Origin of the sequence: Barnesiella propionica, from assembly GCF_025567045.1 — a bacterium.
GTDB lineage: Bacteria > Bacteroidota > Bacteroidia > Bacteroidales > Barnesiellaceae > Barnesiella_B > Barnesiella_B propionica.
Genome location: NZ_JAOQJK010000004.1, coordinates 121,678 through 135,326, shown reverse-complemented (window position 1 = coordinate 135,326; position 13,649 = coordinate 121,678). Strand labels below are relative to the sequence as shown.

12 protein-coding genes are annotated in these 13,649 nt (G+C 40.7%); 7 read left to right on the top strand and 5 right to left on the bottom strand.

What is annotated here, in order from left to right; genetic code table 11:
• The first annotated feature begins 293 nt into the window (after positions 1 to 293).
• The gene (locus OCV73_RS06975) at positions 294 to 1,205 is read left to right on the top strand and encodes an FkbM family methyltransferase (RefSeq protein WP_147550744.1); all 912 of its coding nucleotides are present in this window, start codon (positions 294 to 296) and stop codon (positions 1,203 to 1,205) included.
• Between the two features lie 55 nt (positions 1,206 to 1,260).
• Here the strand turns inward: OCV73_RS06975 and OCV73_RS06970 are convergent, their stop codons facing one another.
• Together OCV73_RS06970 and hisS are read right to left on the bottom strand one after the other, a co-directional pair.
• Positions 1,261 to 1,758, bottom strand: a complete 498-nt coding sequence (locus OCV73_RS06970; protein ID WP_147550742.1) for a GNAT family N-acetyltransferase — start codon at positions 1,756 to 1,758, stop codon at positions 1,261 to 1,263.
• Positions 1,759 to 1,760: 2 nt separating this feature from the next.
• A complete protein-coding gene (gene hisS / locus OCV73_RS06965; RefSeq protein ID WP_147550740.1) occupies positions 1,761 to 3,122 on the bottom strand; it encodes a histidine--tRNA ligase in 1,362 nt (453 codons plus the stop codon).
• 171 nt (positions 3,123 to 3,293) lie between these two features.
• Here hisS and OCV73_RS06960 point away from each other — a divergent pair, with 171 nt between their 5' ends.
• Entirely contained in the window at positions 3,294 to 4,517 is a 1,224-nt protein-coding gene (locus OCV73_RS06960) for a TPR end-of-group domain-containing protein (protein ID WP_147550738.1), read from the top strand.
• 95 nt (positions 4,518 to 4,612) lie between these two features.
• On the opposite strand, the gene OCV73_RS06955 is transcribed toward OCV73_RS06960, so the two are convergent.
• Positions 4,613 to 5,296 (bottom strand): zinc metallopeptidase, encoded by a 684-nt coding sequence (locus OCV73_RS06955; RefSeq protein ID WP_147550736.1) that lies wholly within the window; start codon positions 5,294 to 5,296, stop codon positions 4,613 to 4,615.
• A 260-nt stretch (positions 5,297 to 5,556) separates the two neighbouring features.
• On the opposite strand from OCV73_RS06955, the gene OCV73_RS06950 reads away from it, so the two are divergent.
• Positions 5,557 to 6,519: a calcium/sodium antiporter gene (locus OCV73_RS06950; RefSeq protein ID WP_262512917.1), complete on the top strand. Its 963-nt coding sequence runs from the start codon at positions 5,557 to 5,559 to the stop codon at positions 6,517 to 6,519.
• Between the two features lie 12 nt (positions 6,520 to 6,531).
• A complete protein-coding gene (locus OCV73_RS06945; RefSeq protein ID WP_147550732.1) occupies positions 6,532 to 7,377 on the top strand; it encodes an endonuclease VIII in 846 nt (281 codons plus the stop codon).
• 53 nt (positions 7,378 to 7,430) lie between these two features.
• Here the strand turns inward: OCV73_RS06945 and OCV73_RS06940 are convergent, their stop codons facing one another.
• Together OCV73_RS06940 and pta are read right to left on the bottom strand one after the other, a co-directional pair.
• Positions 7,431 to 8,636: an acetate kinase gene (locus tag OCV73_RS06940; RefSeq protein WP_147550730.1), complete on the bottom strand. Its 1,206-nt coding sequence runs from the start codon at positions 8,634 to 8,636 to the stop codon at positions 7,431 to 7,433.
• Positions 8,637 to 8,661: 25 nt separating this feature from the next.
• Positions 8,662 to 9,669, bottom strand: coding sequence for a phosphate acetyltransferase (pta, locus tag OCV73_RS06935; RefSeq protein WP_147550728.1), 1,008 nt, complete (start codon positions 9,667 to 9,669; stop codon positions 8,662 to 8,664).
• 257 nt (positions 9,670 to 9,926) lie between these two features.
• On the opposite strand from pta, the gene OCV73_RS06930 reads away from it, so the two are divergent.
• The 3 genes from OCV73_RS06930 (at position 9,927) to OCV73_RS06920 (ending at position 13,592) form a co-directional block, all read left to right on the top strand.
• A complete protein-coding gene (locus tag OCV73_RS06930) occupies positions 9,927 to 10,313 on the top strand; it encodes an START-like domain-containing protein (RefSeq protein ID WP_147550727.1) in 387 nt (128 codons plus the stop codon).
• A 99-nt stretch (positions 10,314 to 10,412) separates the two neighbouring features.
• Positions 10,413 to 12,359, top strand: coding sequence for an LptF/LptG family permease (locus OCV73_RS06925; protein WP_147550724.1), 1,947 nt, complete (start codon positions 10,413 to 10,415; stop codon positions 12,357 to 12,359).
• Positions 12,360 to 12,374: 15 nt separating this feature from the next.
• The gene (locus OCV73_RS06920; protein ID WP_147550722.1) at positions 12,375 to 13,592 is read left to right on the top strand and encodes a bifunctional 3,4-dihydroxy-2-butanone-4-phosphate synthase/GTP cyclohydrolase II; all 1,218 of its coding nucleotides are present in this window, start codon (positions 12,375 to 12,377) and stop codon (positions 13,590 to 13,592) included.
• Positions 13,593 to 13,649 lie beyond the last annotated feature (57 nt).

The window sequence follows — 13,649 nt, the reverse complement described above, 5'->3', positions numbered from 1 at the left end:
GATCTTCATTATGCAACAAAAGTAAGAAAACGAAATATAAAAAACAAGAAAATACAGCATAAAAGAAAATATATCGAAACAAATATTATTTTTATTATTATCAAGAACAGCTATATTTAATTTTCCTCCAAAAGAATATATATGATATGGTTTATCATTTACAGTTCATTCCCATATAACTATTATCTGGAAAATCCGGTATATTTACTATTGAATATCCTGTAAAATAATGTAAGTTTGCAACAGAATCCCAATGGAAACCAATTATAAAAAACACAAACGACTCATATCGTATGAAAATCCGGGCCCTGATCGATACTATATTATATAAACTTAAATCGAAAAAAAACGCAAGGTCTTTCCGAAAAAGAGCAGAACGCATCCGCAAAGAAATTTTAAATTATTACAGCCAGAATCTCTGCGGAGAAAAAGATATAGAGAATGCCGTAGAGTATTTGAAAACACACCCTCTTACCATATTACCCGGTAACTTTGCACACAAATATAATTATCAGGATATAGAGGTATTTACCGATGAATCTAACGGACTGAGATATGTGTTTCACAAAAACAAAAGGTTATATTTCAAACGTTCTTATAATATTCGCACCATCCAATACCTATATAGCGGACTGCTGGCGGAACAGGATAAAGAATCTCCTCATTGCTATACCGATGAGGCGTTTCGTATTCAGACAAACGATATCTTGTTCGATATCGGTTCTGCAGAAGGTATTTTTCCTTTAAGCCATATTGAGGAAATTAAAAAAGCCGTTTTGTTCGAAAGAGATCTGGAATGGACCGAAGCCCTGGAAGCAACTTTCAGGCCTTGGAAAGAAAAAGTCGAAATCATATCCCGTTATGTCTCCGACGAAGACAATGCGGAAAATATAAAAATAGATTCTTTTATCTCCCGATATTCTTATACTCCCCATTTTATTAAAATAGATGTTGAAGGAGCCGAACTGAAAGTCCTGAAAGGAATGGAATATACCATAAAATCGTTACACCCCAGAATAGCCGTATGTACTTACCATAAACCGGATGATTTCCGGGAACTCTCAAACCATCTCACGGCGTCCGGATATACCATAACTCCGTCGCAGGGGGTTATGATATTTTTCAAAGCTCAGGAAGACATCCGGGCCCCTTATTTCAGAAAAGGTTTGATCAGGGCTTTTAAGAAACAAATACTTCCGTCATAAGATTGCTTTTAAATCTATAATCAGAAAATTCGCCGATATAAAAAGTTACAAACAATTATAACTCGATAGCCATAACATAATCGTTCATATAAAAACCGCCACCTATTGGAAAATCACCGCTACGCACAATCCGGTAGCCGAGTTTCTCATAAAAAAAACGAGCTTTGTTCTCACGGTTCACATTCAGTTCTACAGTGCAAAGACGACCTTTCATGATCTCTTTTATGTAAGCAAACGCCCGTTCCATAAGAAAGCGTCCGGCTCCTTTTCCCTGAGACGCCGGCATAACATAAATCTTTTGTAAATGAAAAAGGGATTCTCCTTGTCTTTCTACCGAAACATAACCGCAGGGCTCACCTTCATGATAAGCAATAAAATAGATATGGTGTTCCTCCTCCATTTGCCGGAGGAGAGATTCAGAAGAGTACATCATATCATACATATAATCAAGCTGTTCACAAGATAATATATCCTTATATGTATCATAAAAAACGATGCCCGCCAATCTATGGATTAAAGGTATATCTGGCAAGCCGGCCTTTCTCGCTTCCATTTTCACTTGATATGGGCGATAACTTCTTCAGGCGTAAGTAACACTTGTTCGCCCGTATGCATATTTTTCAAATTGATCTTACCTTCGGCCATCTCTGTTTCACCTACCAGGGCAACATAAGCAATTCCCTTACTATCCGCATATCCCATCTGTTTTTTCATTTTAGCAGCCTCAGGATATAACTCGGCACGTATTCCGGCAGAACGTAAACGAGACAAATATTCCAGGCAACAATCGCTCTCGGTCTCTCCAAAATTAACAAACATGACCTGAGTCGTCAGTAAAGAATCTGCCGGATATAGTTCCAACTGATTCAAAACATCGAAAATTCGGTCAGCGCCAAAGGATATTCCGACTCCAGATACACCCGGCATGCCGAACACTCCGGTGAGATTATCATAACGTCCTCCACCCGTGATACTGCCCATAGGCACATCCAGAGCTTTCACTTCCATAATAGCTCCGGTATAATAATTCAGTCCCCGTGCCAAAGTAAGATCAAGTTCCAACTCCGAACGCAAAGGATTTCTTTTCAATTTATCAAGAATAAAACTCAGCTCGTCTACCCCTTTCATACCTATTTCGGATGCAGACAGGACTTTCCGTAATGTTTCAATTTTCTCCTCATTACTTCCCTGCAGCATAATGATAGGCTGCAAAGCTTCAATCGCAACCTCCGGTATCTCTTTTGACCGCAACTCCTCATTTACATTTTCCAGTCCTATCTTATCCAGTTTATCTATAGCAACTGTTATATCCACGATCTTTTCAGGAGCTCCTATAATTTCGGCTATTCCGCTTAATATCTTACGATTATTCAGTCTAATGCTGACGCGTACTTTCAAACGGGAGAAAACTTCATCGATAAGCTGCAGCAATTCCACTTCGTTTAACAATGAATCGGAACCTACTACATCGGCGTCACATTGATAAAACTCCCGGTAACGTCCTTTCTGAGGCCGGTCGGCTCTCCATACAGGCTGGATCTGATAACGTTTAAACGGAAAATTTATTTCATTACGGTGCATCACTACAAAACGGGCGAAAGGAACCGTCAGGTCATAACGCAGCCCCTTTTCACATAACTTTGCAGCAAATTGGTTAGGAGTACACTCTTTCAAATCCGCATCGCTTATACCAGACATACAATCTCCGGAATTCAATACCTTGAAAAGTAATTTATCTCCTTCATCACCATATTTCCCCATCAATGTAGAAAGATTTTCCATAGCTGGAGTCTCTATCTGCTGAAATCCATACAAACGGAAAACATCGCTTATCGTATTAAAGATGTAGTTGCGCTTAGCCATCTCCACAGGGGAAAAGTCCCGCGTACCTTTGGGTATGCCCGGTTTTGTTGCCATATCGTATATTTTTTGAGATTGCAAAGTTACATGAAATTCTTGATTATAGAAAAATAAATTGAAGTTCATTCATCCTCTCCCGTCTGTACGTTAGGAATATAAAAAAATGATTTTATGTTACAATTTTCGATTTGAAACGTCTATTATATAAATACCCAAAAACAATTAAACATGAAACGACTACTTATCATCATCTGCCTGGTCTCTTTATTTATTTCCGGAATAGCACAAAATAAATCAGAAGACATCCCGGTTCTGTTCAAACAAACATTTAAAGAAGTCGCCGATGCACGAAAGCAAGGCAACTACAAACAAGGTGAAAAACTATGGTTCCGGCTTTTGAAAAAATACAATTCCTTGCCCGAAGACATAAAGAACAAATATAAATGGACCGAAGCCAATATATATTATAATCTGGCTTGTCTTCATTCCCTGCTGAATAAAGACAAAGAAGCCATCACCACATTACGTAAAGCGATTGATTCCGGCTGGTCCGGTTACAACGGCTGTTCCGGTTACAACTGGATACTTAAAGACAGCGATTTCGATAATATGAGACAAAATAAAGAATTCCAGTCGCTCATCCAGTCACTAAAGGAAATGTACGACTATCCATATATATTGTCACAATCCGGGAAATATACTTCAGAAAACACAGACTCCCTTCCGGCTTTCACCTATATGAATCCGAACGACAGTAATCTGGTACGTATAAGAGAATACTTCAACCTGGACAGTATTGCCGGATGCGGAGATGAAATATCAAAAATAAAGAACCTTCTGTTATGGGTACACAATATTGTACCGCATGACGGGAATTCATATAACCCGAAAGAAAAGAACACGATAGCCATTGTAAACTTATGCAAAGCAGAAAACAGAGGAGTAAACTGCCGCATGCTGGCCCAGATGCTAAATGAATGTTATCTGGCTATGGGATTCAAGTCCCGTTACGTTACTTGCAACCCCAAAGTTTATATAAATGATTGCCACGTAATAAATGCGGTTTATTCCAATACTCTCGATAAATGGCTATGGATGGATCCTACAAACAACGCCTATGTCATGGACGAAAACGGTAATTTACTGGGAATAGCAGAAGTACGGGAACGTTTACGCAAGAATCTGCCTCTGGTTCTGAACGAAGACGCTAACTGGAACAATAAAGAGAAACAGACAAAAGAATCTTATCTCGATTCTTATATGGCAAAAAACCTCTATTATGTTAGTTGCATAACAACGAGCGAATATAATGCGGAAACAAACTACGAAGGAAAAAAAGCACGCATATACATCGATCTTGTCCCGTCCGGTTTTGTTCCTGACAAGAAACTACGGGGACAATATCAAACCAGCAACCCTTCTTACTTCTGGCAATCTCCCTATCAAAACTAAGCTATCCCACCCCCGGAGTTTATATGAAATAAAAAAGAAGCGGATTTTCGAAACTGAAAATCCGCTGTCTTTTATTCAAAGAAAATATATAAAGTTTAGTCGTTTCTTCTTCCCCCTAAAAATATCAGGATATAATACACCAGAGTAGCCAGCGAACTCAATGCAGCCACCACGTAAGTATAAGCAGCCCATTTAAGAGCATCTTTTGCTTTGCCGTACGTATTCACATCGGTAATCCCTGCATGGCTCAGCCACGCCAAAGCCCGGCTGCTGGCATTTATCTCGACCGGCAAAGTCACAAAACTGAATAATGTCGTCAAGGCGAAAAGAACTATACCGACTAATAATATTTGGGGATAACTCTGTACAGTAAAAATACCTATAAGTAATATCCACTGCATCCAGTGCGATGCAAAACTCACTACCGGAACCAGATTAGAACGCATCTTCAAAAAAGCATAAGCTTTTGCATGCTGCACGGCATGGCCGCATTCATGGGCGGCTACAGCAGCCGCAGCCACATTATTACCGTAATAGACCTCTTTACTTAAATTTACCGTATGGTTAGCCGGATTATAATGATCGGTAAGATGTCCCTCGACCTGAGTTACCTGTACGTTATTGATACCGTTATCACGAAGCATTTTTTCAGCAACATCCTTTCCTGTCATACCGTAAGGAATAGCCACTTGAGAATAATGTTCAAACTTGCTTTGAAGCATCTTTTGAACAACAAAGCTTAGGATAGCAAATGCAATAAATATAATATAAATTCCCATATCTTACTATTTTACAACGGACAAATATACAAATAAAGGATAAACAGAATTGTTAATTCAAGAGACAAAATAACCAAATTAAGTTAAACAGATTTACGACACACGGCTATCATTTTTTACAAAAGAAAAGCCCTTTTTCTTTTGCCGTTAATTCGATACTTTAATAAAACATTCCCTGCAAGCCAACTGTTTCACCTTGCAAACACGGGCATTTCATATAAAATATATTATCTTTACCCGTAAATAACCGATAACTGATGATCTTAAATATTACCTTTATCATAATTGGCCTGGCTCTGCTGTTATTCGGAGCAAACATACTTACCGACGGGGCCTCCGCTGTCGCCAAGCGATTTCACTTGTCCGAATTCGTGATAGGTCTGACTATTGTAGCTCTGGGAACCTCCGCACCCGAACTTATCGTCAGCGTACTATCCGCAATTGAAGGGCAAGGAGATGTTGCCATAGGCAATATTTTAGGATCTAATTTATTCAATATTCTTATCATACTGGGGGTCACTTCACTCATAATGCCCTTAAACGTAGAAAGTAATACATTAAAGAAAGATATTCCTTTCGGGCTGCTATCCGCCGTAGTCTTAGGAATTTGTGCCTGCGACATGCTTTTCGAATCCGGCGCCGATGGAGTAATAAGTCATAGTGAAGGTTGGTTACTTCTCTGCTTTTTCGGCATATTCATGGCTTATACCATCCTATCTGCCAAAACCGGCCAGCCCGGTCCGGAACCCTCTCCGGATAAAAAAAAAGAAAAACCTTTATGGCTAAACATCGCCATGATTGCCGGAGGTCTGACCGGATTGATATTCGGAGGCGAACTTTTCTTAAAACATGCTGCTATGCTAGCCCGTACACTCGGAGTAAGCGAATCGGTCATCGCCATTACCCTGATGGCAGGAGGAACCTCACTCCCCGAACTGGTCTCCTGTATAGTAGCCGCCTTAAGAGGGAAACCGCAAATGGCCCTGGGAAATGTCATAGGTTCCAATATAGCTAATATATTCTTGATACTGGGAATAAGTGCATCTATCACTCCGCTATCTCTGGGAAATATCTTACCCAGTGATATGCTGGTACTTATAGGAGCTTCATTATTACTCTTTATAACCGCATTCACATTTAAAAAACGTCAGATAGACCGGATAGAAGGAATTCTGTTCATTTTATTATACATAGGTTATATCTATTGGTTACTGAAACGATAATAAAATACGATCATGATAGAAGCACCTGAAGCCCTTATTTTAGCTATGCAATTAAATGAGACCGTCCGAGGTAAAACCATTAACTACGTAATTGCTGCACAAACACCGCACAAATTCACCTGGTATCATGACAGTCCTGAAAGTTATCCGGATAAACTAACAGGAAAGATTGTAGGGAACTGTACCGCATTCGGTGGAATGGTAGAAATAAATATTTCTCCCGATACTACTTTATTGTTCTGCGACGGAGCCAATCTGAGATATTATTCCCCGGGAGAAATACTGCCCGGCAAGCACCAGCTTCTCATCGGATTTTCCGACGAAAGCTGCTTGATCGTATCCGTCCGTATGTATGGCGGATTGTTCTGTTTTACAGGAAACAAATTAGAAGGTAATTTCAGTAACTATTACCTGGCAGCACGGGCTAAACCTCAAGTTATGTCCGAAACATTCGATTTATCCTACTTTTTAAAACTTATCAACGAAGACCGCGCCCAAAATAAAACGGCGAAAGCATTTCTGGCAACAGAACAAACCATACCGGGCTTAGGGAACGGAGTATTGCAAGATATTCTTTACATTGCCCGTATACATCCCAAAACTAAAATAAAAGAACTCGGCGAAGATCAAAAAAAATATCTGTTCTTCTGCATTAAAAAAATATTACAGGATATTTATATATCCAATGGAAGAAATTGTGAAACCGACATATTCGGACAAAAGGGAAAATATATACCCTTTCTCTCAAAAGATACAGCAGGAACATCCTGCAAAAATTGCGGAGAGCACATCCGCAAAGAAAATTATATGGGAGGAAGTATTTACTATTGTCCGGAATGTCAGCCCCTATCCAATTAAAAAATAGCCCTGCGAAATCTCACAGGGCTAATAATATAAATAAATTCTGCTCCTTATTTACGATCCATCAATACAGTCTCAGTATCAGAGGCGATCATAAATTCTTCATCGGTGGGAATAACGACAATTCGAACTTTAGATTCGGGAGTGGATAATTCGGCTTCTTCTCCACGTATTTTATCATTAAGCTCATGGTCTATTTTGACACCCATATAGGACAAGCCGTCACAAACATAAGAACGTGTACCGGCCTGATTTTCTCCTACACCTCCCGTAAACACGACAATATCAACGCCTCCGAGTGCAGCGATATAAGCCCCCACATATTTAAGAATACGATAGTTATACATAGATAATGCCATTTTAGCCCGTTCGTTTCCAGACTTAACAGCAGATTCTATTTCTCGCATATCGCTCGAAACACCCGAAACACCCAACACGCCGCTTTTCTTGTTTAACATAACAGAAAGCTCTTCAGCATTAAGGCCCTCCTTCTCCATAATAAATGTAAGAGCACCGGCATCTACGTCACCCGAACGCGTACCCATAAGCAATCCTTCGACCGGAGTCAGTCCCATAGACGTATCGATCGAAACACCGTCCTTTATCGCCGTGATAGAACCTCCGTTACCTATATGGCAAGTAATAATACGTTGTTTTTCATAAGGTAAACCTAAAAATTCACAAGCCCTGCGGGAAACATAACGGTGGCTGGTTCCATGGAATCCGTAACGACGTATCGCATATTTCTCATACAGTTCATAAGGAAGACCGTACATATAAGCATGCTTAGGCATTGTCTGATGAAAAGCCGTATCGAAAACACCTACCTGAGGAATATCCGGAAGAATAGCTTCTACAGCTTCAATTCCCTTCATATTAGCAGGATTATGCAAAGGCGCGATATCGTAACATTCTATAATCATATCTTTCACCTCTTTCGTAATAAGCACGGAACTATTAAATTTCTCGCCTCCGTGCACTACCCTGTGACCTACGGCATCTATCTCGTTGAGCGAAGTAAGACAACCATATTCTTTTCCTGTTAAAGTTTCCAAAATAAACTGGATACCTACAGTATGCTCCGGTATATTCTTTTCCAATATCACCTTTTCCCCGTTAGGCAAAGTAATTTTAAGAAAAGAACCCTGCAATCCTATTTTTTCAATACCACCTTGCGCCAGAACGGCTTTTGTATCCGTATCGAAAAGTTTATATTTAATTGAAGATGAACCGCAGTTCAATACAAGCACTTTCATTTAGTCTATATTTTCTTAGTTATAATTATTTTTTAAGGCTGATTGACTGGTTACAGGTGATCGCAACCATTTTATAAATATCATCAACACTGCAGCCACGGGACAAATCGTTCACAGGAGCTGCAATACCTTGTAAGATAGGCCCCACGGCATCGGCACCTGCCAGCCTTTGTACCAGTTTATAAGCGATATTACCAACTTCCAAAGACGGAAATACCAAAACATTGGCGTGTCCCGCTATCTCGCTTCCGGGTGCTTTACTGGCTCCGACCAAAGGAACAATAGCCGCATCGGTCTGCATCTCACCGTCAATCTTCAAATCCGGTTCCATCTCCTTTGCTATACGGGTAGCTTCTCTTACCTTATCCACCATTTCATGAGAGGCACTTCCCTTAGTCGAAAAACTTAACATCGCTATACGAGGTTCTATTCCGGCTATATCACGCGCAGTCTTGGCTGTAGACACGGCTATCTGTGCCAATTCCTGTGCATTTGGATTAGGCAACACTGCACAATCGGCAAAAATCATCAATCCGTCATCCCCGTATTCTTTCTTGGGCAGGAACATCAAAAATGCTCCGGAAACCACACTCACGCCAGGAGCGGTCTTAACAATCTGAAAAGCCGAACGCAGCACATTACCCGTCGTATTTCTCGCGCCGGCCACCTCTCCGTCCGCATCACCGTTCTTTATCATAAGGCAGCCCAGAAATAAAGGATCTTCAACAAATTCATAAGCTTTTTCCAGAGTCACGCCTTTATTCTTACGCAGCTCATACATTAGAGTAGCATAAGTATCTTTCTTCTCATTATTTTTAGGATCTACTATGCAGGCCTTTTTAATATGTTTCAAACCATATTCATTCGCCAATGCTTTAATCTCATCCGGATTGCCTATAAGGATAAGATCGGCCACTTCATCGGCCAGCAAACGGTCCGCGGCCTTGAGCGTACGTTCTTCTGTACCTTCAGGAAGAACAATGCGCTGTTTATTAGCTTTTGCACGCGCTATAAGTTCATTTATTAACTCCATGTTTCAAGAAAATTTATTATTTGCGAGGTCGTCCTTTTAAGATGACAATGCAAAATTACAAAAAATTGCAATATCGGGATAGCAATTTAAGGTAAATATTTTCTTAAAATAAAGAAAAACAAAAAATAAATTAAAATACGTCCGGCAGTCGGAATAATATACATATATTAGTCTCCTGAAAGACGTATCCGGAAAAGGCTACGACAGCCTTAAAAAACATAAAGAAAACATTGCCGGACGTAAAAAATCTTGGAGCTATGAAAAAGGAAAAATTTGTTGTGGAATATAATTTGAAGAGCGTATCACTTCCTCTTTTATGGACCTATATAGGTACGGTAAACGGACTAGCGGACTGGTTTGCCGACGATGTAAAAAGCGATGGCAAAATATTCACGTTCTACTGGAATAAAACACCCCAACAAGCACAGCAAACGGCGATTCGGGCAGGTAATTATATCAGGTTCCGGTGGATGGAAGATGATCCTAATGAAAAAACTTTTTTCGAACTACGTATCGCAGCATCCGAACTTACAAACGATACCGTTCTTTCTATCACCGATTTTGCCGCCGCCGAAGATATTTCAGACAGTAAAGAATTGTGGGACCATCAAGTCGATTCTTTGCGGCGCAAATTAGGTGTATAAAACCGGTTTGACTGTTCCAGCCCGCTTAAACAATATTATCGGCAAAGCATTCCCTATTTTCATTTTTTTACTTTACTTTTGCAAGCTAAAAGCAGCAGCATGTTTTATGTAAAAAGATTATACAGGTTTATACTCAAGAGTTTTCTGCCTCTTTTCCTGATGACCTTTTTTATCTGTCTTTTTATCGTACTTATGCAATTTCTGTGGAAGTACGTGGACGAGATGGTAGGAAAAGGATTAGAATTATCGGTCCTGGCCGAACTTTTCTTTTATGCAGCGGTCACAATGGTCCCTATGGCTCTGCCGCTAGCGGTATTACTGGCATCCCTCATGACATTCGGCAATCTTGGTGAAAGGTTGGAGCTCCTCGCCATCAAGGCAGCCGGAGTTTCTCTTATACAGATTATGCGCCCCCTTGCAGTAGTCATTGCGTTCATTGCCATCGGAGCTTTTTTCTTCCAGAACAATGTTTTACCGAAAGCACAAGTAAAAATGTGGACTCTGCTCTATTCCATGAGACAAAAATCTCCCGAACTGGATATACCCGAAGGCGCTTTCTATGACCAGATAAGCGGATATAACTTATACGTAAAACAGAAAGACCATAAAACAGGAATGCTGCGAGATGTCATGATATATGATGTTTCCGAAGGTTTTGACAACGCCATGATCATATTGGCAGATTCCGGAAAATTAAAACTTACCGACGACAAAGAACATCTTTTTCTCACGCTTTACAATGGAGAATCATTCGAGAACCTGAAAAACCAGCGTACTGCACAAGGAAATGTTCCTTACCGGCGAGAAACGTTCCAGCTAAAAGAAATACTGATCGCTTTCGATGCGAATTTCAACCGGATGGACGACGGTTTTATGCAAAACCAATACATAGGAAAAGACCTGAATGCATTACGGGCCAGTATAGATTCCATGTCGTACGAAGTAGATAGCATAGGCATTTCTTACGGTAACCTGTTAAGAAATTCGGGGTATTTTTCATTATACGGAAGCAACAATACCCAGATAATGACAACAGAAGAGGAAAAACAGGTTATAACCCGACAGGCCAGCGAAATAAATCTGGATTCCCTGTTCATGTCTTCAGGAAATCAACGCAGGCAAATGTATCTCGACCGGGCTATCAGCAAAGCCGAAAATTACAAACAGAATTATGAATATCGTAGTTATACTCTTAAAGACGAACTTAAAGTCATACGCAGGCATGAAATAGAAATGTATAAAAAATTCACATTGTCTTTCGCCTGCCTCATCTTCTTTTTCATCGGAGCACCATTAGGAGCTATAATCAGAAAAGGAGGGCTGGGTATGCCGGTAGTCGTCTCGGTTTTTATGTTTATCTTCTATTATATTATAGACAATACCGGTTACAAAATGGCACGTGACGGACGTTGGGAGGTATGGGAAGGAATGTGGCTAAGTTCGGCGGTACTTCTGCCGTTAGGAATATTCCTCACATCCAAAGCGGTAAAAGACTCGGCCGTATTTAATGCCGACGCCTACATAAATTTTTTCAAGAAAATCATCGGTAAACAAGAAACCCGGAATATTGTTCTTAAAGAAGTGGTGATAGACGACATGATACCATCCGTCGCGATGGAGAAAATAAATAATCTTTCCGAAGAATGTTTGCAATTCACAAAATTATACGGAAACAAACACCAGAATTATCTCTCTTACTGGACAAAAGGTTATGACAGGGAATTATTACACCGCATAAGCGACCGGTTGGAAGATGCCGTAACATATATGCAAAACTCTACAAACCAGTTGATCATATCCAAACTAATGGATTTTCCGATACTCCGGAACCTCTTGTTGTATCGTCCGACCCACATTCGCTGGCTGGGATATATATTCGCATTCCTATTGTTTCCCGTCGCCATACCCGTATATTTGGTCGGTAATTACCAGCAGAAGCATTTGCGGCATGAGATAAGCGTAATATTACATACCGGTAAAGAAATAATGCTGCTTTTGGAAAAGGAAGAAAAAGAGCAAACCGGAGAAAAAGAAGATATACAATAATTAAACTACGACAATATGGATAACAGTGTTTTAAAGACCATAGAAGAAGCGATCGAAGATTTCCGCGAAGGAAAATTCGTAATAGTTGTCGACGATGAAGACCGTGAGAATGAAGGAGATTTTATTATTGCCGCCGAAAAGATCACGACGGAAAAAGTAAACTTCATGCTTAAATACGGGCGTGGTGTCCTTTGTGCCCCCATTACCGAAGAACGCTGTAAAGAACTGGACCTGGATATGCAGGTTGCAGCCAACACTTCTATTCATGAAACTCCCTTTACCATTACGATAGACCGCCTCGGAGCTGGTTGTACGACAGGTGTATCGATGCATGACAGGGCTGTAACCATAAAGTCTCTGGCGGACACATCCATGACTCCCGAAGATTTTGGAAGACCAGGACATATCAATCCGCTTCGTGCACGTTCCCGGGGCGTACTGGCGCGCTCGGGACATACCGAAGCTGCTGTAGACCTGGCACGCCTGGCCGGTTTATATCCAGCCGCAGCCCTCATAGAAATCATAAACGAAGACGGAACCATGGCACGCATGCCTCAATTGGAAGAAATCGCCGAAAAATTCGGAATACGCATCATAACAATAAAAGACCTTATCGCCTACCGTCTGGAACTAGAGTCGGTAGTAGAACGAGGTCCCGAAGTGGATATGCCTACTCAGTACGGACATTTTAAACTCATCCCTTTCCGGCAAATATCCAACGGGCTGGAACACATTGCCCTCATTAAAGGAGAATGGGAACCGGACGAACCGGTACTGGTACGCGTGCATTCTTCCTGTATGACCGGGGACATCTTCGGTTCCATGAGATGCGAATGCGGTGAACAGTTGCACGAAGCCATGAAAGCTATCGAAAAAGAAGGTAAGGGAGCTATCGTATATATGAACCAGGAAGGACGCGGTATAGGACTTATGAATAAAATGAAAGCCTATAAACTCCAGGAAGGAGGATTAGATACAGTAGACGCAAACCTGCATTTGGGATTCAAGGCAGATGAACGGGATTACGGTGTAGGAGCCAGTATTCTTCGTGAAATAGGCGCCCGGAAAATACGGCTTATGACAAATAATCCCATAAAACGTATAGGGCTGGAAGGGTACGGTATTCAGATCGTAGAGAATATTCCCATCGAAATAGCACCGAATCCGTATAACGAGTTCTACATGCATACTAAAAAAGAGCGCATGGGACATGAATTGCATAATGTAGATTAACCGGTCTCGGACAACATAAAAACTCCTCTCGAAAAATATTATCAAGAGGAGTTTTTT

Coding starts and splice junctions, on each gene's coding strand:
- hisS (WP_147550740.1), bottom strand. CDS start 3,122: ATGGCAACAAAACCGGGCATACCCAAAGGTACGCGGGACTTTTCCCCT.
- pta (WP_147550728.1), bottom strand. CDS start 9,669: ATGGAGTTAATAAATGAACTTATAGCGCGTGCAAAAGCTAATAAACAG.
- OCV73_RS06930 (WP_147550727.1), top strand. CDS start 9,927: ATGAAAAAGGAAAAATTTGTTGTGGAATATAATTTGAAGAGCGTATCA.
- OCV73_RS06975 (WP_147550744.1), top strand. CDS start 294: ATGAAAATCCGGGCCCTGATCGATACTATATTATATAAACTTAAATCG.
- OCV73_RS06970 (WP_147550742.1), bottom strand. CDS start 1,758: ATGGAAGCGAGAAAGGCCGGCTTGCCAGATATACCTTTAATCCATAGA.
- OCV73_RS06945 (WP_147550732.1), top strand. CDS start 6,532: ATGATAGAAGCACCTGAAGCCCTTATTTTAGCTATGCAATTAAATGAG.
- OCV73_RS06925 (WP_147550724.1), top strand. CDS start 10,413: ATGTTTTATGTAAAAAGATTATACAGGTTTATACTCAAGAGTTTTCTG.
- OCV73_RS06920 (WP_147550722.1), top strand. CDS start 12,375: ATGGATAACAGTGTTTTAAAGACCATAGAAGAAGCGATCGAAGATTTC.
- OCV73_RS06960 (WP_147550738.1), top strand. CDS start 3,294: ATGAAACGACTACTTATCATCATCTGCCTGGTCTCTTTATTTATTTCC.
- OCV73_RS06940 (WP_147550730.1), bottom strand. CDS start 8,636: ATGAAAGTGCTTGTATTGAACTGCGGTTCATCTTCAATTAAATATAAA.
- OCV73_RS06955 (WP_147550736.1), bottom strand. CDS start 5,296: ATGGGAATTTATATTATATTTATTGCATTTGCTATCCTAAGCTTTGTT.